We start from the raw sequence: 21,912 nt of genomic DNA on the forward strand, positions 1-21,912 counted from the left end.
TTTGGTTTGAATTGCGGATCGAAGAAGGTTGTTTTCAAGTTCCTTATCGATCGAAGATTCAGGAAGGATTGCCCGCACCGAACGCTATTTTGGAAAAGGAAAGAAGTCGAACCGTGCAAGAAGTCGTTCGAAGCAGAAGTTTGGAGGAAAACAAGGGGATCAAAATACAGACACAGAACACTAAACAAGGGGTCGATTGCGGCCTGAATGAAGAAGGAGAACAACTATGACAAGAAAACAAAACAAGGTAAAAATCATACCGTTGGGCGGTTTGATGGAAGTTGGAAAAAATATGACCGTAATCGAATATAAGGATGAGATCATCGTCATTGACTGTGGACTCAGTTTTCCTGAAAATGAGATGCTCGGTATCGATATCGTAATTCCGGATTTTTCGTATTTGACAAAAAACCACGATAAAATCAAGGGTATCATCCTTACACACGGTCACGAGGACCATATAGGAGCAATTCCCTATATATTGAAAAAAATCGATGCACCGATCTATGGAACAAGGTTTACCCTCGGTTTGGTTTCGCATAAGCTGAAGGAGAACCGCATCAACAATGCCGTGTTGCACGAGGTCTCGGCAGGAAGCACGATCAAGGTGGGCGCATTCAAGATCGATTATATCCGAGTGACTCACAGTATACCGGATTCTTGTGCCTTGGCGATTCACACACCGATAGGAACCATCTTCCACTCGGGAGACTTCAAGATCGATCATACCCCGATTGACGGCGAACTTATGGACTTCCACTCGATTGCGGAAATCGGTTCAAAGGGTTGTCTGTTGATGCTTGCGGAGAGTACAAACGTCGAGAGAGAAGGCTATACCAAGTCCGAGAAGGTCGTAGGAAAGACTTTCGATGAGATTTTTTTGAACGCGCAGGAAAACCGTATTATTGTAGCCACGTTCTCGTCGAATATTCACCGTATCCAACAGGTCATCAATGTTGCACACAAATATGACAGAAAGATCGCCATTTCGGGCCGTTCGATGATCAACGGAATGAATGTTGCTCTGGCGAACGGTTATTTGACCATACCGGACAATATGCTTATCGATATCAATGAGATCAACAAGTATTCCAAGGATGAGATCGTTATTATTACAACGGGGTCTCAGGGAGAGCCGATGTCCGCACTCTCAAGGATTGCGGCGGCGGAACACAGAAAGATCGAGGTAGGTCTTGGCGATACCGTCGTCATTTCGGCACATCCCATACCCGGAAACGAAAAGGCGATTTCCAAGGTGGTCAATCGACTGTTTGAGAGAGGGGCGAACATCGTCTACAACTCTCAGTCGGATATCCACGTTTCGGGACATGCCAGAAGAGAAGAACTCAAGTTTATTCACAGATTGGTAAAACCCAAGTTTTTTATGCCGGTGCATGGAGAGTACAGACATCTGTACCTACACGGAGAGCTGGCTGTTGAGCTTGGAATGGATCCCGACAACATCTTCATCATGAGAAACGGAGGAGTGCTGGAGCTGTCAAGAAACGACTGTCAGATCACCGGTCAGGTTCCTTCCGGAAATCTCCTGGTGGACGGTTTGGGTGTCGGAGATGTCGGAAACATCGTCTTGAGAGATCGAAAACACCTGTCTGAAGACGGTTTGATGGTCGTCGTCCTCAATCTGTCGAAAGAGGATGGAACAATTATTTCCGAGCCGGATATCATTTCGAGAGGTTTTGTATATGTGAGAGAAGCGGAAGAGTTGATGGAAGAAGCGCGCGAGATCGTTAAGAAGACCGTGGCCAGAAGCCGGGAGAGAAACAACCGTGAGTGGTCTTATATCAAGACGTCGATCAAGGAAGAACTCAAGTCCTATCTCTTCCAGAAAACAAAGAGAAATCCGATGATCTTGCCTATTATTATGGAGGTGTAGATCGAAGATCAAGGTCGAGATTTTGTTCTCGGAGAGGAAAATGAGGTTTTAAAAGGCGATGTCCCCACAAGGTTTTTGTAAAGGAGAAGTGTAAGATGTTCAATGTTATGGATGCGTTGATTGCGCTGCCCGGTATTTTGATAGGGCTGTCCTTTCACGAGTTTGCTCATGCCTATGTAGCCTATCTCATGGGAGATGACACGGCGAGAAGAGAAGGAAGGTTGTCGCTCAATCCCCTTCGCCATATCGAACCCATAGGTTTTTTGATGTTGATGATAGCTAAAATCGGATGGGCGAGACCCGTTCCTGTTCGTGAGGACAATTTTGAGAACAAAAAGCTTGGGATTTTTCTTGTCTCAATCGCCGGGATCGTAATGAACCTTATTTTGGCCTTTGTATTTACGATGATTTTGAAGTATACGGCAGAAAGCCTGGGAGACAGTCCGCTCTTCGAGGTTCTTGTAATGGCGATCATCATCAATGTATCCCTGGCGACCTTTAACTTGCTGCCCATACCGCCGCTTGACGGCTACCGAGTTCTGTCCGCCGTAATGCCCGCACACTATCGCTACAAGCTGTATCCGCTTGAAAGATACAGCATGGTGGTATTGTTCCTGTTGGCTTCGAGCGGGGCGTTGGATAGGATATTGGATCCGATGTTCAATTCGGTTCTCGGTGTTTTGATGAATTTTTTCTATGTTTAACGCTATTGACTTTCAGACCGGTGTGACGGATGGATCTTTGTTTGAAGACCCATCAAACCGTTTCGAAAATTAATGCCTTTTTGCGATTTTCGTTTTTTGATCGGAGAATAGTATAAATTCTATGAATAGGAAAAAGACGGGAGAGAACTCTTATGTCTTGTAAATTATCAATGCCCTTCTATGAAGGGCCTTTTGATCTTTTATTGGAATTGATAGATAAACAAAAAATAAACATCTGTGACATTTCGATCGTTGAGGTCACCAATCAGTATATCGAAAGGATCAACGAAATTCAAAGTGTGATGGATATGCAGAGTATGACCGAATTCTTGGATATGGCGGTGCGGTTGTTGGATATCAAATCAAGGTATCTCCTCTACCTGCAGAGGGAATCCGATGAAGAGGAAGATCCTACAGAGAAGATACGACAGTCTTTGGAAGTATATAAGACGTATCGGATGATTGCACAGTACCTCAGAGAGATCGCCGTACCTCTCGAGTGCTACTATACCCGAAAACCTCACGAGGTCTATATTGACGAGTATGTCGATTTTTCCTCGGTTCAGTTGGAGGACCTTTATTCGAGTGCGATTTCGGTGTTGGAAAGAAAAAACCGCAATGTCACACTGATCAGCGAGAAGCACAAACCCTTGGAAGAGAGGATCGAAGAAATCCGTGCCTATACGCGAGACAAGCAGAGGGTGAACTTCTCGGAGCTGATCCGTGAAGGCGGAAGGGATGAACGGGTGGTTACGTTTTTGGGAGTTTTGGAGCTTTCGAAGTTCAGGCAGGTCAGAGCGATCCAGAAAAAATGTTTTGGAGAGATCACGATAGAAAGGTTGGAGTTGACGGATGAGACTGAATAGACTGTGTAGCATCATCGAATCAATCCTCTTTATTGAGGGAGAGAGCATATCGCTCTCCGATATCGTCAAAGCGGTTCGGGAGATCGAAGGGGAGGAAAAGATTGATAAAAACATTGTGAGAGAAGCCCTTCTCCTTCTTGAAAAGCGTTACTTTGAGGAAGAATCGGGGTTAAGCCTACTCATAACCAAGGATACGGTCCGGTTGGCAACGCATCCCGAAAACCACCTTTATGTAGAATTGATGACTGTGAAACAGAAGAAGCGAAGTCTGACTCAGTCCGTGCTGGAAACTCTCAGTATCATTGCCTATAGACAACCTGTCACCAAACTTGAGGTTGAAGATATCAGAGGAGTTAAAAGCGATTATCCGATCAGAATTCTGTTGGAATACGGCCTGATCGAAGAGGCAGGCAGGCTCGACAGGATCGGAAAACCCATCTTGTATCGCACTACTTCTGAGTTTTTGACACAGTTCGGCTTAAAAGACATCAAGGATATGCCGAAATTCTCAAGTTTTGAGGAGCAAACTCAAAACATTTCGATGTTTGAGAGCACCGCTGCACAGGAGGATGAGCAGGGCACTGAAGTTTAGAGTTGAAAGAAAATCAAACATCCTCCAAAAGATAAGGGATGATGATACAGGCTCCGATATCTTCAGAAAGAATCCTTCGCTCCGGTGTAACGGGCTGTTGATCTTTATCTTACAGCCTTAGGTATAATGACAAAAGGCCGATATAGCAGCTGAAATCGGTAAAAATGTAAATGCGTCAACATACCGGTGTTTTGACATATTGATAGTTACCTTTATTTCTTACTATTGGTTATGAACCGAAAAAATTCATATAAAAATCGGAATTACAATGAATTTCAACATAGCATTACACCGGGGAAATCTCGAATAATTGGAAAAATCGGCATCAAATCAATTTTATATCAAGGATAAAACTCTTATAAAGTATCGGTTTAAGAATCGTTCATCTTTTGCAAACTCAAAGGGGGCAAGAAACTTTCCCTTGTGCGGTGATTTCCTAGAAGGAAGGCGGGCTTGACACCCAAAGAATCTCCGCCTTTACCGAAGAGATATTCGAGAGGTAGTGCTCTTCATCGGGCGAAAAATAAAAGCTCTCTCCCTTCTTCACCTTGTACTGGCGTTTACCGATTGACAAGAGGATGGTGCCCTTTAGTACATAGCCGAACTCTTGACCGGTGTGAGGGCGATCGATCTCGGTTTTTTGCCCGGGTGGAATCTCAATAAGGATGGGTTCCATAATATTTTTTTGTGAATTTGGAATAAGCCAGTGGATCGTGGTTTTTAAATGTTCATTATAGGACATATAGATATCTTCTTTTCCGAAGACGATGGTGTCGTCGACCGCATCGTCGAAAAAAGATTTCAAATCCGTTCCCAGCACCTCCAGTATATCCATCAAAGTCGCAATGGAGGGGGAAGTCAGATCGCGTTCCACCTTCGATATAAAACCCTTGGTCAGGTCACAGCGAAGAGCGAGCTCTTCCTGCGTCAGTTGGTTTAATATTCTAAGACGTTTAATTTTTTCTCCTATATTCATAAAAACATTCCCGCTTTCACAAAAAATAAACTTATTTTTTACACACTTGTAGTATAATATAAGTGGTATAATAATAAACTGATGGTATCTTGCATACTATAGTAACATTAATTATTTTTAAAATCAAGGAGAAACGCCTGTTATGAGGATCAACCGATATATTGCAAGTTGTGGGATCACATCACGGAGAAAAGCGGATGAGTTGATCAGAGAGGGCAACGTTTCTGTAAACGGTCAGAAGATCACGGAGCCGGGACTTGAAGTTGACGAAACAAAGGATATTGTAGAAGTGAGCGGAGTTGTTATCACTTTGGGTGAAGAGAAGGTCTACTATGCTCTTCACAAGCCGATAGGTTACATCAGTGCGGTTTCGGACAACAGAGGAAGAAAGACGGTAGTAGAATTGATCGATACACCCCACAGACTATATCCGGTCGGCAGACTGGACTATATGTCCGAAGGCTTACTTCTTTTGACAAATGATGGAGAATTTACAAACCGGATGATTCATCCGAGATATCATATAGAAAAAACGTATCTCGTCTGTGTTTCGGGCAAAGAACCGAAGAATATCAAAGACTTGTTTCAGAGAGGGATTCGAATAGACGGATACAAGACGAAGCCGGCGGACATCGTTCTGCTTGACAGGAAGGGTGAGATCCTGACCTACCGCATAACGCTGTTTGAAGGCAGGAACAGACAGATACGAAAAATGTTTCAGAGCTTGAATATGAAGGTTTTATCTCTTAAGAGGATCAGTATCGGAAAACTTCAGCTTGGAGACTTAAAAGAAGGCAGTTACAGAAGGTTGACGGAGCAGGAACTCGCTTATTTTAAAACAAGGTTAAAATAAGGGTGTTTTTGTTGTACAGATTATCCGTAGATGTGGGGCGTTTTATCCGGATTAAAAATAATTAGGGCTATGCGGGCTCGAATACGTAAATAATGAAATTGGGGAAGATGGCGTTGAGAAAAACGGACAAGATAATAAAAACGGATAAAAATTTGATAGAGCACATTGAGAAAATTTACATGACATTGACAAAAAGTCAAAAAATCATTGCAAAATATATTATGGAAAATTACGATAAGGTGGCTTTTATGACGGCGGCGGGCTTCGCAGGTGAAACGGGGGTGAGCGAGTCAACGGTGGTCCGTTTTGCCAACAAGCTCGGTTATGAAAGTTATACGTATTTTCAAAAAGACTTACAGGAGCTTTTGAAGAAGAAGCTTACAACGGCACAGAGGGCATCCATGTCCAACTATACAAACAAGAGCAGCATCGTCAAGCAGGTGCTTAGGGCCGATATCGACAATATCAAGGAGACGATGGAAGAACTCGATGAGGAGACCTTTGAAAGGGTTGTAGAATTGATCTTTTCGGCACCGAAGATTTATATCGTCGGCTTGAGAAGTTCGGAGATGGTATCGGAGTACCTCGGATACTACCTCAATTTTCTGCTCGATAATGTGAAGGTCGTCAACTACGGGATCAACGATGTATTTGAGCAGATCTTGAAGGTGAAGAAGAACGATGTGGTCATCGGGATCAGCTTCCCGCGATATTCCAAGAGGACATCGGAGTTGATGAGATTTGCAAAGGAACAGGGAGCGGTCACGGTATCCATCACCGACAGTGAGACATCACCGATTGCACAGCTTTCTCAGGAGACGATGATCGCAAAGAGCAATATGTCATCCTTTGTTGACTCTTTGGTTGCGCCCTTGAGTATCGCAAACGCTTTGATCATAGCACTCAGTATGAAGAAGAAGGAAGAGCTGCAGGATAACTTCAGTAAGTTGGAAAAGATCTGGTCCAAGTACGAGATCTATTGAGAACATATCGATTCAAAAAAGTGGATAGCCTACCTCGGAAGAGGTCGCTTGAGAGAACGTTATAGGTATTTTGTTGAAACACAGAAAAATAAGGTGCCATTGTCGTGAGGTACGTGCAGATCGTTCTCGAGAAAGAGGAACTTGTATAACGAAAAAGCTATGGAAATAAGGGATATGGGAGAGGATGGAATTTGATTATTGCGATAGACGGACCTTCGGGTTCGGGGAAAAGCACAATAGCAAAGGAGTTGGCAGAGAAATTTCAGTTTTTATATATCGATACGGGCTCGATGTATCGTGCTCTGACCCTCGGATATTTGGAGGAGGGTACGGATCTGGAGAACGAGGATGCTCGAAGGAGGTTTCTGGAGAGGATGCACGTTTCTTTTGATACACAAAATCGGGTCTGTCTAAACGGCCGGGAAGTTGCCGAAGAGATCAGGGGTATTGAAGTGACACAGACTGTTTCCTATGTGTCCGCCTTTGCCGATATCAGGAAGAAAATGGTAGAGTTGCAGAGAAAATTTGCAAAGGAGAACAGTGTCGTCATGGATGGACGTGATATCGGGACCACCGTATTTCCGGAAGCCGAGGTCAAGGTCTTTCTCATTGCCGATGTGCAGGAAAGGGCGAGGAGACGTTGGAACCAAATGAAGGAAAAAGGAATGGATATAACACTCGAAGAGGTCGAAGCGGAACTGAGGATTCGCGATGAAAAGGACTCCAATCGTAAGGTCTCTCCTTTGAGAAAGGCGGAAGATGCCGTCGAGGTCGATACGACCTCTCTGACGGTCGAAGAAGTCATAGAAAAGATAGGGTCTATTGTGCAAAGGAGAAGTTTATGTACACATTGATGAGGGGTTTGTTCAAGCCGATCGGTATGATATTCTATCGTTTGAAGGTCGTGGGGATAGAAAACATCCCTCCTGCGGGTGCGGCGATTCTGGCTGCCAACCACGGAAGTATCAAAGATCCCGTCTTTGTTGCCATTGCGGTAAAGAGGAGGATCAACTTTCTGGGAAAGGACCAGTTGTTTAAGACGAAGATATCGAAGTGGTTTTTTGACAGTCTGGGAGTTTTGCCCGTCAAGAGGGACAACAATGATATCGCCGTCTTGAGAGCGAGTTTGAGGGCCTTGAAGCAGGAGAGTTTGCTCGGTATTTTTCCACAAGGAACCAGGGTCGATAAGGGGGAAGCGAGTCAAGCTAAGACCGGAGTGGCACTTCTTGCAGTCAAGTCTCACTGTCCCATCGTTCCCATAACCATCGATGCGACTTATAGACTGTTCGGAAGAAACAGGCTGATCATCCATAAGCCCTACTACCCGAGCTCGGATAAGAGTTATGAAGAGATCAGCGACGAAGTGATGAAAATTATAGAAAACGGAGATAGGATATAGATGAAGTTGATCGTGTCTGAAAAGGCGGGTTATTGTTTCGGTGTGCAAAGGGCGATGAAGAAGGCCCGAGTTTTGTTGGAAAATGAAAGAGAAAAAAAGGTCTACTCCCTCGGACCTTTGATACACAACGAACAGGCGACACAAAAACTGATGAACGAAGGACTGTTTGAAGCAAACGGCATTGAGGACATCGATGATGGAAGTGTAGTGGTGATCCGTTCCCACGGTCTGGGAGAGAAATACTACACCTTGCTGGAGGAAAAGGGCTGTGAGATCGAAGATGCGACCTGTCCCTTTGTTAAGAAGATTCAGATGATCGCAAGGGATCATGTGAGACAGGGTAAGGGGATCGTTATCATCGGAGATGCTTTTCATCCGGAGATTGAAGGGATTAACCTGTGGGCAGGGGGAGGTTGCATCATAGGAAAGGAAATTGAAGATTTTGAAAAGATCGAGTTTTCCTCCGACAAGGAATATGTGGTCGTGGCCCAAACGACCTTCAGTGTCGAAAAATATCAGAGGATAAAAAAGTTCTTGGAAGGAAAGATAAAAAATTTAAAATTTTTTGATACGATCTGTGATGCTACGAGGGAGCGTCAGGAAGACGCTGTCAAAATTGCTCAAAGTGTTGATGCTATGATAGTTATAGGCGGAAGACACAGTTCAAATACAAAAAAATTATATGAATTGTGCTCTCAATTTTGCAAAACTTTTTTAATAGAAACGGCAAATGATATTGACGTAGACGAAATAAAGATTTATGATAGTATTGGGATGACAGCAGGTGCGTCTACCCCCGACTTCATTATAAATGAAGTTATAGATTTTATTGTTCACACAAAAAAACACGGTAAGGAGTTGGGAATTGATGAGTAGCGAAATGGAAAAATTGTTGCTGGAAGAAGAACAGAATTATGAAGAGGTGTACAAAGGTTCAATTGTAAAAGGATATGTAGAGAGGGTAAAACCCGACTCTTATTATATCACTTTGAACTACAAGACGGATGGAGTTCTTCCCAAGACAGAAATGAACGGGGATGAAGAACTTCAGGTAGGAGACGAGGTTTCTCTTGAAGTCATTAAGATCGACAAAAACACTGGTGAAATTATCCTTTCCAAGAAGAGGTTGGATGCCTTCAAGGCGTGGGATGATTTGGAGATCGGCAAGATCATTGATGTAAAGGTAGCTGAAATTGGAAACAAAGGACTCATCGCAAAATACAAAAACTCCATCAAAGGCTTTATTCCGCTAAGTCATGTAGCAAACAAATTTGTGAAAGACGAAGACTTGCAAGAGTTCCAAAACATGGAATTCCAAACGGAAATTATTGACGTAGAACCGAGAAAGAGAAGATTGATCCTCTCCAGAAAGAATATCCTGGCTAGAGAAGAAGCAGCCAAGAGAGAAGAGTTTATCAAGAATCTGGAGATCGGAAATGTATATAAGGGTATTGTTCGTGATATCAAGAATTACGGAATGTTCGTTGACCTGGGTGCGATGACAGGCTTGGTTCACATCAGCGAGTTGTCCTGGAACAGAAGAGATAAGATCGAGCAGCTTTACTCGATCGGCGACGAGGTTGAAGTAAAGGTCGTAGAGTTCGATCCTGAAAAGCAAAGACTGTCTTTGAGCGTGAAGGCGCTTCAGAGAGATCCGTTTGAAGTGTTCCAAGAAAACACGAAGGTGGATGATATCGTAGAGTGTACGGTAAAAAACATCAAAGAATACGGAGTATTTGTGAAATTGAATGAGGACGTGGACGGATTTATCCATATTTCCAACCTTTCTTCTTCCTATGTCAAAAACCCTGCTGAAATCGTAAATCAGGGAGATCGTTTGACAGCGAAGATTATCAGCATCAATCCTGAAACACAAAAGATTGAGCTCACCTTGAACCTCAACGAAGATCAGGAAGAAGTAGTGGAAGGACCCGATGCACAGTCGGTATCGGAAGAAGATATTGCAGAGGCGTCTGTAAGCGAAAACATCGAGGTTTCGGAAGAAGTTGCTGAAGAAACACCGGTAGATGCGGAATAAGTTGTTTCGAAAGAAACGGGAGAACTTATATTCCATCGGGAATGTATGTAAGTCACAGAAGGCGGAAGATCATCCGTCTTCTTTTTTTGTCCAAGATTTAAACATTGAGGATCTTATACTATTCTCCAATAGAAGCATGGATATATCCTTTTTTCAACTTACGAAAAATCGGTTTATCTTCTACGGGTCACAGATTATTTATATCTACAACTCAAAGGAAGAATCGTATTATACTATTCTCCAATAGAAGCATGGATATATCCTTTTTTCAACTTACGAAAAATCGGTTTATCTTCTACGGGTCACAGATCGTTTATATCCATAATTTAAATGACAACAGTATTATACTATCCTCCGATAGAGGTGTGGTTGTATCCGTGTCTGCAAGCATCAACATCTATTTTATCGACCATAGAAAGACATTGATAGCAATCATTTAAGCGGATAAACAGTACTATACCGCAGTTTTTTTGATACCGTTATCGGCTGTTGATAGAGTTGTCCGGTATTCTACGGAAGATGAAATTTTTTGCGTTTACGGATATGGGTAGGATAACATTTCGATTGAATGAGAGTTACGTATATCACATCTGTTTTAATCGAAGTATACAGGAAATAAGATACGTTCAAAAACCTCCTTCCGCCTGTATATTGACGAGGGCTCGTTTTGATGGTAGTATTACTGTATGAGAAACTATCGGAAAAAGGTGAAAAGCCTTTACAGCCCCCGCTACTGTAAGAAACTCTTTGTTTCCAAGTCAGACCTTATAGTTCCAGATTATATATTTTCGGGTGGGAAAAGAAGACGATATCGGATTGTAATTGGGCTCGAAGGAGTCCTTTTTTGTTGTGATCGGAAAGGAGACTTGCTTGAAAAAAATAATGTTTGCAGGTGTCAGCAGCTCGTCGGGAAAGACAACGATCGTATCGGCCTTGATGAGGCTGCTTAAAAGAAGAAATTATAAGGTTGCACCCTATAAGGTGGGACCGGACTATATAGATCCCTCCTTCCATGAAAAGGCTTGTGGGCAGCTCTCTCGCAACTTGGATGAATTCATGCTTGACAAGGAGGAGTTGAGGTACCTCTTTGCAGGGAGGAAGGATGTTGCGGACATCCAAGTGATCGAAGGAGTAATGGGACTCTACGACGGATACGGCTATCGGATCGATTATTGCAGTACGGCAAGTATGGCCAAGATCTTGGACTGCAAGGTCATCCTGATCTTGGATGCAAAGAGTCTTGCGGGTTCTGCGGCCGCTACGGTTCTGGGTTACAGAGACTTGGATAAGGATGTTCGGATCGGAGGAGTCATTGTCAACAACGTATCGTCGCAAAGCCACTATCAAATTTTGAAGAGGGCAATCGAAGGCTATACGGGAGTACCGGTTCTCGGAAGGATCCCGCCTAACAAAAGCTTTGCCCTTCCATCCAGACACCTCGGCCTGATACCGGGCTGTGAGCTCGATGAGTTAGATTCCATGTTTAATATGATGGCGGATGTGGTGGAAGAATATGTCGATGTGGAGAAGATCCTTGAACTCGCCGAATTTTCTGAGCTTTCCTATGATGAGAAGAGGAGGAGCGGTGTCAGAAATATCACGGACGTCAAGCTGGCTCTTGCCAGGGACAAGGCCTTTCATTTCTATTATGAGGACAGTTTGGAACTGCTTCGCTATATGGGGGTGGAATTGGTAGAGTTCAGCCCTCTTGGAGACGCTGCTCTGCCGAACTGTGACGGAGTCTTCCTGGGGGGTGGTTTTCCCGAAGTCTTTGCAAAGGAGTTGGAGGCAAATCGTTCCATGAGGGAGAGTATCCGGCGTTTCGGAGAAGACGGCGGGGTGATTTACGCGGAGTGCGGAGGACTGATGTATTTGGGGACCTCCCTCCTGGATCAGGAGCGTTATGAGTATGAGATGGTAGGACTTTTGGACGGGAAAAGCGTAATGAAGGATCGCCTGCAACGTTTCGGATACTGTCAGGGAACTGCAAAGAGGGAAGTTGTGATCGCAAAGTGCGAAGAAGAGGTGAGGGGACATGAGTTCCATTACTCGGACTTTGAAACGGATCTGCAAGGGGTCTTCAAGATGCAGAAGTATCAGGACGGAACACTGCTTCGTGAGTGGGAAGGGGGCTTTGCGTACAAGAATGTACTCGGCACCTACCTCCACTCTCATTTTTGCAGCAACTATAAACTTGCATTGAATTTGATAAGAACGATCGAGCAAAACAGGAGAGTCAGATGACGGGAACGGTAGCCTACTCTCTTTTGATAGCGACGCTGATAGACTTTGTGCTCGGAGATCCCTATTGGTTTCCTCACCCCGTCATCATGATGGGGCGCCTGATCCGTTTCACGGAGAAGAGGGTGAGGAGGAGCTTTGCGAAGAATAAGGTTTTGGGAGGATGTGTCCTTTGGTTCGTTGTGGTCGGATCCTCCTTCGCAACGGTGTTTTGGGCAATCAGACTTGCAGGGAAGATCAGTCCTCTGCTTGCCTTTTCTATGCAGACCCTGTTGATGTGGAACTGTATCAGCACCAAGTGTTTGGCAGTCGAGGCCGAGAAGGTGGGATCCGCAGTCCGTAGGGGGGATCTGAACTTGAGCAGGACCCGTATCTCCTATTTGGTGGGAAGGGACACGACCGAGCTTTCCTTTGCCGAGATTTTGAGGGCAACGGTCGAGACCGTGGCGGAGAACACTGTGGACGGAACGATCGCGCCGATGTTTTTTGCAGTTCTGGGAGGTGCACCGCTCATGGTTGCCTATAAAGCCTGCAACACCTTGGATTCGATGGTGGGATATAAGAACGAGGACTATATCGAGCTGGGGAGGGCCTCGGCTCTGATCGACGATCTGGTCAACCTTATACCCGCCAGGGTTTCGATTGCTCTGATCGCCCTCTCCGCTCCCTTGGTCGGACTGAACGCCAAAGAGGCTTGGAGGATAGGTCTGAGAGATAGGAAGAACCACTTGAGCCCCAACTCCGCCCATGCGGAAGCGGCCTTTGCCGGAGCTCTGGGGGTCCGGCTCGGAGGTACCAACGTGTACTTCGGGAAAAAGGTGGAGAAACCTACGATCGGTGACGCTGTCAAAGAGCTGGAAGCGGAAGATATTTCAAGGAGCAACAGACTGCTCTTTGCCACAACGATCACTACGCTGCTCCTCTTTCTGCTCTTGAGGGAAATAGGGATGAAAATCGTAGGATAAGGCAATACCGTATAATTCGAAAAATCGGAATAAAATTAATGTTGTATGAATGATGAACTTCTTAAAAACTCGATTTGCTAAACGTTCATATTTTGTAAAGAAAACACTGTATAATTCAAAAAAATAGTAGATAGGGTGATACCGCATAATTCGAAAAATCATCGTAAAACCTATTTTGTACGAAGGATGAAATTCTTGGAAACACTGATATAACAAACTTTTGTGTTTTATAAAATCGAAGGAAAATCGGAAGTTTGGCTTTGTTCGGGATTTCCTTAGTTTTTTGAACAAGTCCATTCCTGAAAATATGTATTTATACTATTTTTCCTTTGAGTTGTGGATATAAACAATCTGTGACCATAGAAGATAAAGAGATTTTTCGCAGGTTGAAAAAAACCGATATATCAATACATCTATTGAATAATAGTATTAGAAGGGTTTTTATACTTCGTGAAACTAAAGGGAAAGTCATTTTGTGTCTTTGTTTAGGGGTTCCCAAATCCGAAGAAACAACAGCAGGGGTTTGATTTTGTACGGTGTTTCCTGATAAAAAATCGGGAGAAACTCGATACAAAACTTTTTTAGAGCAGATCTATACAGGTATCTGATCGGGGTGTGGAACTGCCCGAAACCTGCAGACAGAAAAAAGTGTTTCAAAAGCTGTAATAGACAGGTGGTTGATACAAGAGTTCAAACGGATACCGGCATTAAAGACGGGGGCGCAAGAAAAGGAGGTTGAAATGAGGGAGAAGGGTCATGGAGCGGATTTGGTTGCGGTCGCTCGAAAGTACGGGATGGACAAGGAAAGTTTGAAGGACTTCAGCTCGAATGTCAATATCTTCCGCTCCGAAAAGATTCGGGAGTATCTGAAGGAGTTCGATATAGAGAGTCTGTTCCGCTATCCCGACATTCATCATACCGACTTGAGGCAGACCTTGGCTCTGAGGTATGAGGTCAACGAGGAGGAAGTCGTTGTCGGAAACGGTGCGACGGAGCTCATCTATCTTATCGCAAGAGATCCGCGTTTTCAACGTATAGGGGTTTGGCAACCTTCTTTTACGGAGTATGAGAGGGCGATCGAAAGCTGCGGCAAGGAGGCGGTCCCCCTGTATTACAACGGAAACTTCGACTTGGACGGGAGGTATTTCTCCGCCTTGGAGGATCTCGACCTCGTTTTTATCTGCAATCCCAACAATCCGAACGGCAGGCTCAAGCATATCGGAGACTTCGCAAACCTCTGTAAAGCTCTAGGGGTCGCCCTGTGTGTGGATGAGACCTTTATCGAGTTTTCGCACAGGGAGGAGGAATACAGCCTTCTGCCTCTGATACGGACCCATCCGAACCTGATGGTGTTAAGGGCTTTGACCAAGTTTTATACCTTGGCGGGGCTTCGATTGGGCTACCTCTTCACTTCTCGGGACAACGCTTCCTCCCTTGCTTCCTTACAGGAACCCTGGACGGTCAATGCCCTCGCTTCGAAGCTGGTTTCCGTAGTATTTGACAGGGACTTTATTTCAAGGAGCAAGGAATTTTATAGGGCGGAAACGGAGTTCGTGTATGCAAAACTTTCGCAGATCGAGGGATTGAATGTCTATCCCACCGATGTCAACTTCATCCTCTTTGAGCTTGAGAAGATGTCGGCGGCATCTTTGAAGGAAGACCTCCTTGTGAACCACCGCCTTCTGATTCGGGACTGTTCAAACTATAGGGGGCTGGGAGAAGGTTTTGTCAGAGTGAGCATCAAGGATCGAAGCGAAAATGAGAACCTGATCTCTGCCCTTTGCACGGAAGTTATGAAAGGAAGTTACGGAAGGGACCTCAGATGAAGAAGATATATTGTGCAAGCTGTCCCGGGACAGGAGGCGAATTGGTCCAGGGGATGAGGGAAGATGAGAGGGAGTACCTGGCGTCTTACTGCATCGGTCTGTATTCGAAGGCCTACTTTGTGCGAAGAGGAAGTAAGGAGGAAGTACAGTGCAGATGCAGGGGGTTCGTTGCACGTCGAAAATCTTCCGAAATGAAGAGGAAGGTGCTGGAACTCTTCGGGTTTAAGTCTTTGGAGGTTGAAAACTACGAGGTGTATCTGGAAACGGACCTTCCTCTTGCCAAGGGACTTGCGAGTTCTACGGCGGACATAGGAGCGACGGCGGGAGCCTGTCTTGCCTTCCTGGGAGAAAAGCCGGAGACCGAAGAACTCTGCCGTTTGGCGGCGAAGATCGAACCCACGGATGCCTCTTTTTTTCAAAACACCGTACTCTTCGACCCTTTGAAGGGAGAAGCGGTGGAAGAATTCGGTTTTTTGGAAGGGATGAAGTCTTTGATTCTCGTCCCCGACAAGAGCTTGGATACGGGGGAGTTGAGGAGACAAAGCGACTACTTTAGTAAGAAAAGGGAATGCCGGAAGGAGGTTTCCGGGCTTTTTTTTGAATTAAAAAAGGCTTTTTCGGATAAGAATAGGAAGAAGGTGGCGGAATGTGCCATGAAGAGTGCCATTTTCAATCAGAGGATGGTGGAGACTCCACGCCTGTATGAAATAGAAGAGATTGTACGTTTTTGTGGGGGATACGGGCTGAACATCTCTCACAGCGGAACGGCGGTCTGTCTCTTGCTTCCCTCTGTGATGTCGGAGGGGAAGCTCTTGGAGGATTTACGAAAAGAAGGGATATTGAGGTATTATACCTCTTATTACAGTGTGCCCGTAGTCAAGGGCGGAATTATGGAGGAGGAAGTATCGTGGATTATGTAAAGCAGCCTATGAGGATAGAGGAGAAGAGTTTTGAGATCATCGATGAGATCGTCAAGCAGGAACATCCGAATTACAAGTTCAACAACGAGTTTGAAGAACTTGTCATAAAGAGATGTATCCATACAGGAGCGGATTTTGATTACCTCTACAACCTGAAGTTTGCCAACGAGTTCGAGAAGAACATCAAGGAGGCCCTGCGTACCGGAGTTACCATTTATACGGATACGAAGATGGCCCTGTCGGGGATCAACAAGGTAGCTCTGCAGAAGTTGGGTTGTGAGGTGGTATGCCTGGTTGACGATGAAGAAGTCAAGCGGATGGCGAAGGAGGAAGGGATTACGCGCTCAATGGCGGCAGTCAAAAAGGCCCTTAGGGATGAGAAAGAGAAGGTCTTCGCCTTCGGCAATGCTCCGACCGCGATCTTTCAGCTTCTGGAAGAAGACTTCCAACCTAAGGTAAAAGCTGTCATCGGAGCTCCGGTGGGTTTCGTCGGAGCGAGCGAGTCCAAGCAGGCCCTGTTCGAATCCGCCTACCCCTGTGCGTCCGCCTTGGGAAGAAAGGGTGGAAGCAACATTGCCGCCGCAATCATGAATGCGGTGATGTACCAGTTGGTTGAGAGATAGGAAAGGGTCATGGATTTTTACGAACGACAGCTTGGCTATACGAAGGTCGATTCCAAGAAGTTTCGCAGGGGGTTTACGACGGGGACGGCAGCGAGTGCGGCGGCAAAGGCCTGCGCGATCATGGCTATCTTGGGAGAACTTCCGGGCTCTGTCCGTGTAACGACGGCAGGAGGAAAGGAACTGACGGTATTGATCGAGGACTGTCATAAGAAGGATAACACCTACTACGCCTATGTCAAAAAGTTCGCCGGAGACGACATCGATGTTACCAAAGACGCTCTGATAGGAGCAAGTCTGGTGTTTCGAGAGGATGATGAGCTTATCATCGACGGAGGAAGAGGAGTAGGAAGGGTCACGAAGAAAGGTCTCCATCAGAACATCGGCGAAGCGGCTATCAATCCCTCACCGATGAGGTGTATCCGAGAAGAGGTGAGGAAGGTGCTCGGAGAAAGGGGAGCACAGGTCGTCATCTTCGTACCCGAGGGAGAGCTTCTTGCGGAAAAGACCTTCAATCCGAGAATCGGCATCGTCGGAGGGATATCGATCCTCGGGACGACGGGTATCGTAGAGCCGATGAGCGAGGAAGGCTACAAGAAGTCCCTGCTTACAGAATTATCGGTCAAGGCCTCGAAGACCTTGGCATTGACACCGGGAAACTACGGAGAGAAGTTTCTCAATGCAAGGGGGATATCCTCCGATAAGATCGTTATTATTTCAAATTTTGTCGGATATATGTTGAGGGAAGGCGTAGCTCAGGGAGCGGATAACATCCTTTTGGCGGGACATTTGGGAAAGTTGATCAAACTCTCGGGAGGGATCTTCCATACCCACAGCCATGTTGCGGATGCAAAAAATGAGATCATTGTCTCCGAGCTTGCTCTCAATGAGGCTCCCTACCCTCTGATGAGGCTGATCATGGAGTCGAACACGACGGAGGAGGCCCTGGAGCATGTCAAGGTCTACGAGATGGAAGGGATCTGGGACAAGCTCGCGCAGAGGGCAAAACTTAGGAGTGAACAACATGTCTATAACAAGGCAAGGGTGGAAGTGATATTTTTCAATATGGAAGGACGGGTCGTAGGAAGTTCCGCCGATAGTGAGGAACTCGTGAACCTGCTCCGAAGAAACGGAGGGATCGTATGATCTGTGTAGTGGGAATGGGTCCGGGGACGTCCGGATTCATTACGGAGGGAGCGCGTCTGAAACTCGAAAAGGCCGATCACATCATCGGACATGCGCGACACAAGAAGGATATGGAGCCGGTGCTGGGTCGCAAGGTGGATGAGTATATAAGTTTGCAGGAGCTAAAGACCTACCTCCTTGAAAGGGCGGATGAAGAAGTCGTCGTCCTGGCTTCGGGGGATCCTTGCATTTATGGGATCGCCGAGTATTTGAGCAGGTTTGCATCTCAGGAGGGATTGGGGATAGAGGTCATCAACGGGATCAGCAGTATCCAGTACCTCTTTTCGAAGATCGGTCTCTCGATGAATGAGGTCTACCTCACCTCCTCCCATGGAAAGAACCCCGACTTTGATCTTATGGCTTCCTTAAGCAAGGTCAGTATGGTCACGGATGAAAAGATAGGCCCCTTTGAGATTGCACAGGAGATGCTCAAGAGGGGGAAGAACAAGAAGATGTATATCGGAGAAAACCTCGCTTATGAAAAGGAACGCATCACGGCCTGCTTTGCGGATGAAGTGGAGTGCAGGTCCTACGATATGAATGTAACGATCATGATAGAACAATAGGAGATAAGATGGAAGATAGAGAGTTTATTCGAAGGGAAAAAGTCCCTATGACGAAGGAGGAGGTAAGGAGTATCAGTCTTTCTTACCTTGAACTTTACAGGGCGAAGAGCTTTCTCGATGTCGGAGCGGGAAGCGGGAGCGTCGTACTTGAGGCCCTGATCACCTTCCCGGAGTTGGAAGCGACGGTGGTAGAGATGAAGAAGGATGCGTTGGAAACGATAAGAGAAAACATCGTTCATTTGGAGGTATCCAAGGGGATCTCGATTGCCGACAGGCTTGAGATCATCGAGGGAAAGGCACCCGTAGTTTTGGAGAAGACCTTCGACGCCGTCTTTGTAGGGGGAACGGCGGGAGATGTCGGAGATATCATCCGGTGGACGAAAAAGCTTCTCAACGATGGAGGAGTTATGGTGATGAACTTTGTAACGGTGGAAAATTATTATGAGGCGATGAAACTCCTAAAACAGGATGAAGAACTGACCGCCTTCAGAGGAATCCAGCTTGCAGTCAACAGACTGACGCCTCTTGCAAAATATACGATACTGAAACCGGAGAATCCGATATGGATCCTTTGCGTGAAGAAAGGAGCTTGAGTATGGCAAGGTTTTACGGCATCGGGGTAGGGGTAGGCAGTGAACACAATGTTACGAAGAAGGCCATAGACACCCTGACGACAGTCGATATACTCTATGTGCCTTCCGCAAAGGAAGAGAGTAAAGACAGTGTGGCTTATGAGATCATCAAGTCCTATATTTCCGAGAGGGTGGAGGTAAGAAAGAGGCATTTCCCTATGACCTATGATAGCGAAGTGTTGGAAGAAGCTTGGAGCAGTATCGCGCAGGAGATCATCTGTGAGGTCGACGGGGGAAAGAACGTCGGTTTTATCACGATCGGAGATGCCCTGGTCTACAGCACCTATATCTACCTCCTAAAGAAGTTGAAGAAGGAGATTGAGGTCGAGACGATAGCGGGGATCACCTCCTTCCTCGATATTGCGGCAAACTGCAACTTCCCTCTGGTAGAAGGCAACGACGCCCTGATCGTTGTACCTGCGACCGTTGGGATAGAAAGGGTCAGGGAATATCTGTTGAGGGAGAGGTCCGTCGTGCTGATGAAGGTGTATCGCAACTATCTTGAGATCGCAGAGCTGATCGAAGAACTGGATCTGTTGGATTATGCGATCGCAGTGAGTAACTCTTCGAAGAAGGAGCAGGAGATCATCTTCCCCGTTACCGTAAAGGAAAAAGACAGAGTCTCATATTTTACGACCATATTGATAAACAAAAATTGGAAGTACAGTTAGAGGGGGATGAAGATGTCAAAGGTATGTTTTGTAGGAGCGGGACCGGGAGATGTGGAGCTCATCACATTGAAGGGATATCGGAAACTTCAAGAGGCCGATGTGGTCATCTACGCGGGCTCCCTGGTCAATCCGAAGTTGTTGGACTACTGTAAGGAAGGCTGTGTGATCTATGACAGTGCAAAGATGGACCTGTTTGAGATTGTCGATGTGATGGAGGAGGCTGTAAATAAAGGCTTGACGGTCGTAAGACTCCAGACGGGAGATTTTTCCATCTACGGATCGATCCGTGAACAGATTGAAGAGATGAAGAAGAGAGGCCTTGAGTACGAGTTGGTGCCGGGGGTCAGTTCTTTTCTCGGAGCCGCCTCCTCTCTAGGGGTGGAGTACACCGTTCCCGAGGTATCTCAGAGCCTTATCATCACAAGGATGGCGGGTAGAACTCCCGTTCCCGAGTCGGAGGATTTGAGATCCTTTGCGGCCCACCGTACATCGATGGCTATTTTTCTTTCCGTCAACGGCATAGAAGCGGTGGTCGATGAGTTGATCGAGGGAGGTTATCCTGAGGACACCCCCTGTACAGTCATCTACAAGGCGACTTGGCCGGAAGAGAAGAAGGTCTCGGGAGATCTTTCGACCATAGCCGAGAAGGTAAAGGAGGCGGGGATCAAAAAGACCGCCCTTATTTTGGTAGGAAGGTTCTTGGGAGAGGAATACCATTATTCCAAGTTGTATGCTCCCGCGTTCAAACATGAGTACAGAAAGTAGAGAGATGAAGAAGACAGCGATCATTGCGATCACTCCGAGAGGAAGGACAACGGCTCTTAGGCTAAGCCGACACTTGGATGCTCAGGTTTGGTTGCCCCTTAAATTGAAGAAGGAAGAAGGGGGAGTTTTTTATTACGAAACGCCCTTTCGCGATATTGTTGAGAAATTATTTTCTTCCTATGAAAATCTTGTTTTTGTGATGGCGGTCGGCATCGTCGTTCGTACCATTGCTCCCTTTCTTAAGGATAAATCCAAGGATCCGGCGGTCGTCGTTATGGATGAGGGGATGAACTATGCCATCAGCCTCCTCAGCGGTCATGTCGGAGGAGCAAACGAGCTTGCACGGGAGCTTGCACGAGATGTGGGTTGTATCCCGGTCGTAACCACGGCTACGGATGTCAACGAAAAAACGGCTTGGGACATCGTTGCAAAAGAGTGGAAGGCGTATTCCTATCGCGATAACGACATCTACAAGGCTCTTAACCTCGCCGAGATATCGGCTCAGAGAATCGTCTCCTGTATCGATGTGGAGGAAGATATTCTCTTTGATTTCCTGAAAAAACAAGGGGTAGAGGAGGATAGGGTCTTTTTCTGCTTGGAAGACGCCCTTTCTCATACGAAGAAGGAAGACAACATCGTTCTGTTTACAGTCTCTTCCCATGTAGACGTGCGGGGACGTAGGATCCGCGTGGAAGAGAAGGAGTTTGAGATCGAAGGACGAAGGATCTTTCCCGTTGTAAAAAAATGTTATGCCCTGGGTGTGGGCTGTCGAAAGGGGATAGAAGCTCAGCTCCTGAAAAAAGAGTTCTTGAAATTTTTGGATGCACTCAACGTCCACCCGCACTCGATTGCAGTCCTTGCCTCCATCGATATCAAGAAGGAGGAGGAGGCGATCCTGGTCCTGGCCGAAGAGTTGGGAGTGGACTTTTTGACTTATACGAAGGAGGAAATCCGAAGTATCGAAGATCGGATGCCTGACATGGAGAAGTCGGAGTTTGTCTTTCGTCAGGTCGGGGTATATAACGTCAGTCAGAGCTGTGCCTACCTTGCAGGCGGGGGAGAGATCGTAAAGGAGAAGACGAGTTGTGATCGATCGACCTTCTCTCTTGCTAAGATATAGGGAGAAGAAGAGATACAGGTTTTCTGTGAGTTGTGAGGCGATTAGAAAAATAAGGTTTTGTTTTGGGTGTTTCAGATGTTTCATACACTACAACAA

23 protein-coding genes and 1 riboswitch are annotated in these 21,912 nt (G+C 46.0%); of the genes, 22 read left to right on the forward strand and 1 reads right to left on the reverse strand.

Translation table 11 applies throughout. The features are described 5' to 3' along the window. Window positions 1-226: 226 nt before the first annotated feature. From ACFO4R_RS05175 to ACFO4R_RS05195, 5 genes are all read left to right on the forward strand, one after another. Complete coding sequence (locus ACFO4R_RS05175; RefSeq protein ID WP_379787980.1) at window positions 227-1,894, forward strand: ribonuclease J; 1,668 nt, start codon at window positions 227-229, stop codon at window positions 1,892-1,894. 95 nt (window positions 1,895-1,989) lie between these two features. Continuing rightward, a complete protein-coding gene (locus tag ACFO4R_RS05180) occupies window positions 1,990-2,598 on the forward strand; it encodes a site-2 protease family protein (protein WP_379787981.1) in 609 nt (202 codons plus the stop codon). A gap of 152 nt (window positions 2,599-2,750) precedes the next feature. Beyond that, window positions 2,751-3,464 carry a segregation and condensation protein A gene (locus ACFO4R_RS05185; RefSeq protein ID WP_379787982.1) on the forward strand — a complete coding sequence of 238 codons (714 nt, stop codon included), beginning with the start codon at window positions 2,751-2,753 and terminating at the stop codon, window positions 3,462-3,464. Next, entirely contained in the window at window positions 3,451-4,056 is a 606-nt protein-coding gene (gene scpB / locus ACFO4R_RS05190; protein ID WP_379787983.1) for an SMC-Scp complex subunit ScpB, read from the forward strand. The genes ACFO4R_RS05185 and scpB overlap by 14 nt, the downstream gene beginning before the upstream one ends. Next, window positions 4,034-4,177 (forward strand): hypothetical protein, encoded by a 144-nt coding sequence (locus ACFO4R_RS05195; RefSeq protein WP_379787984.1) that lies wholly within the window; start codon window positions 4,034-4,036, stop codon window positions 4,175-4,177. Before scpB ends, ACFO4R_RS05195 begins: the two co-directional genes overlap by 23 nt. Window positions 4,178-4,492: 315 nt before the next feature. Here ACFO4R_RS05195 and ACFO4R_RS05200 read toward each other — a convergent pair whose 3' ends face one another. Further along, complete coding sequence (locus ACFO4R_RS05200; RefSeq protein ID WP_379787985.1) at window positions 4,493-5,032, reverse strand: helix-turn-helix domain-containing protein; 540 nt, start codon at window positions 5,030-5,032, stop codon at window positions 4,493-4,495. Window positions 5,033-5,174: 142 nt separating this feature from the next. Between ACFO4R_RS05200 and ACFO4R_RS05205 the strand changes: the two genes are divergently transcribed. The 17 genes from ACFO4R_RS05205 (at window position 5,175) to ACFO4R_RS05285 (ending at window position 21,816) form a co-directional block, all read left to right on the forward strand. Next, the gene (locus ACFO4R_RS05205; protein ID WP_379787986.1) at window positions 5,175-5,885 is read left to right on the forward strand and encodes a pseudouridine synthase; all 711 of its coding nucleotides are present in this window, start codon (window positions 5,175-5,177) and stop codon (window positions 5,883-5,885) included. A gap of 107 nt (window positions 5,886-5,992) precedes the next feature. After that, window positions 5,993-6,868 (forward strand): MurR/RpiR family transcriptional regulator, encoded by an 876-nt coding sequence (locus tag ACFO4R_RS05210; RefSeq protein WP_379787987.1) that lies wholly within the window; start codon window positions 5,993-5,995, stop codon window positions 6,866-6,868. A 191-nt stretch (window positions 6,869-7,059) separates the two neighbouring features. Continuing rightward, window positions 7,060-7,722, forward strand: a complete 663-nt coding sequence (gene cmk, locus ACFO4R_RS05215; protein ID WP_379787988.1) for a (d)CMP kinase — start codon at window positions 7,060-7,062, stop codon at window positions 7,720-7,722. Next, complete coding sequence (locus ACFO4R_RS05220) at window positions 7,710-8,267, forward strand: lysophospholipid acyltransferase family protein (protein ID WP_379787989.1); 558 nt, start codon at window positions 7,710-7,712, stop codon at window positions 8,265-8,267. The genes cmk and ACFO4R_RS05220 overlap by 13 nt, the downstream gene beginning before the upstream one ends. Further along, window positions 8,268-9,143 (forward strand): 4-hydroxy-3-methylbut-2-enyl diphosphate reductase, encoded by an 876-nt coding sequence (ispH, locus tag ACFO4R_RS05225; RefSeq protein ID WP_379787990.1) that lies wholly within the window; start codon window positions 8,268-8,270, stop codon window positions 9,141-9,143. Further along, window positions 9,136-10,305 carry a 30S ribosomal protein S1 gene (locus tag ACFO4R_RS05230; protein WP_379787991.1) on the forward strand — a complete coding sequence of 390 codons (1,170 nt, stop codon included), beginning with the start codon at window positions 9,136-9,138 and terminating at the stop codon, window positions 10,303-10,305. Before ispH ends, ACFO4R_RS05230 begins: the two co-directional genes overlap by 8 nt. Before the next feature lie 657 nt (window positions 10,306-10,962). Further along, window positions 10,963-11,193: riboswitch (cobalamin riboswitch) on the forward strand. Further along, the gene (locus ACFO4R_RS05235) at window positions 11,176-12,549 is read left to right on the forward strand and encodes a cobyrinate a,c-diamide synthase (RefSeq protein WP_379787992.1); all 1,374 of its coding nucleotides are present in this window, start codon (window positions 11,176-11,178) and stop codon (window positions 12,547-12,549) included. Its footprint overlaps the riboswitch before it by 18 nt. Next, on the forward strand, window positions 12,546-13,511 hold the full coding sequence (gene cbiB / locus ACFO4R_RS05240; RefSeq protein WP_379787993.1) for an adenosylcobinamide-phosphate synthase CbiB: 966 nt from the start codon (window positions 12,546-12,548) through the stop codon (window positions 13,509-13,511). The genes ACFO4R_RS05235 and cbiB overlap by 4 nt, the downstream gene beginning before the upstream one ends. Window positions 13,512-14,251: 740 nt before the next feature. Beyond that, entirely contained in the window at window positions 14,252-15,337 is a 1,086-nt protein-coding gene (locus ACFO4R_RS05245) for an aminotransferase class I/II-fold pyridoxal phosphate-dependent enzyme (protein WP_379787994.1), read from the forward strand. After that, window positions 15,334-16,257 (forward strand): GHMP family kinase ATP-binding protein, encoded by a 924-nt coding sequence (locus ACFO4R_RS05250; RefSeq protein WP_379787995.1) that lies wholly within the window; start codon window positions 15,334-15,336, stop codon window positions 16,255-16,257. The genes ACFO4R_RS05245 and ACFO4R_RS05250 overlap by 4 nt, the downstream gene beginning before the upstream one ends. Next, a complete protein-coding gene (locus ACFO4R_RS05255) occupies window positions 16,245-16,880 on the forward strand; it encodes a cobalt-precorrin-8 methylmutase (protein WP_379787996.1) in 636 nt (211 codons plus the stop codon). Before ACFO4R_RS05250 ends, ACFO4R_RS05255 begins: the two co-directional genes overlap by 13 nt. Window positions 16,881-16,889: 9 nt before the next feature. Then, on the forward strand, window positions 16,890-18,023 hold the full coding sequence (gene cbiD, locus ACFO4R_RS05260; RefSeq protein ID WP_379787997.1) for a cobalt-precorrin-5B (C(1))-methyltransferase CbiD: 1,134 nt from the start codon (window positions 16,890-16,892) through the stop codon (window positions 18,021-18,023). Further along, a complete protein-coding gene (gene cbiE / locus ACFO4R_RS05265) occupies window positions 18,020-18,628 on the forward strand; it encodes a precorrin-6y C5,15-methyltransferase (decarboxylating) subunit CbiE (RefSeq protein ID WP_379787998.1) in 609 nt (202 codons plus the stop codon). The genes cbiD and cbiE overlap by 4 nt, the downstream gene beginning before the upstream one ends. A gap of 8 nt (window positions 18,629-18,636) precedes the next feature. Further along, window positions 18,637-19,221 (forward strand): precorrin-6Y C5,15-methyltransferase (decarboxylating) subunit CbiT, encoded by a 585-nt coding sequence (gene cbiT, locus ACFO4R_RS05270; RefSeq protein ID WP_379787999.1) that lies wholly within the window; start codon window positions 18,637-18,639, stop codon window positions 19,219-19,221. A gap of 2 nt (window positions 19,222-19,223) precedes the next feature. After that, the gene (gene cobI, locus ACFO4R_RS05275; protein ID WP_379788000.1) at window positions 19,224-19,931 is read left to right on the forward strand and encodes a precorrin-2 C(20)-methyltransferase; all 708 of its coding nucleotides are present in this window, start codon (window positions 19,224-19,226) and stop codon (window positions 19,929-19,931) included. Window positions 19,932-19,943: 12 nt separating this feature from the next. After that, window positions 19,944-20,696 carry a cobalt-precorrin-4 methyltransferase gene (locus ACFO4R_RS05280; RefSeq protein ID WP_379788001.1) on the forward strand — a complete coding sequence of 251 codons (753 nt, stop codon included), beginning with the start codon at window positions 19,944-19,946 and terminating at the stop codon, window positions 20,694-20,696. Window positions 20,697-20,700: 4 nt separating this feature from the next. Further along, window positions 20,701-21,816, forward strand: coding sequence for a cobalt-precorrin 5A hydrolase (locus tag ACFO4R_RS05285; RefSeq protein ID WP_379788002.1), 1,116 nt, complete (start codon window positions 20,701-20,703; stop codon window positions 21,814-21,816). The last annotated feature ends 96 nt before the right edge of the window (window positions 21,817-21,912 follow it).

The organism is Filifactor villosus (assembly GCF_042652965.1).
In the GTDB taxonomy this organism is placed as follows: Bacteria; Bacillota; Clostridia; order Peptostreptococcales; family Filifactoraceae; genus Filifactor; species Filifactor villosus.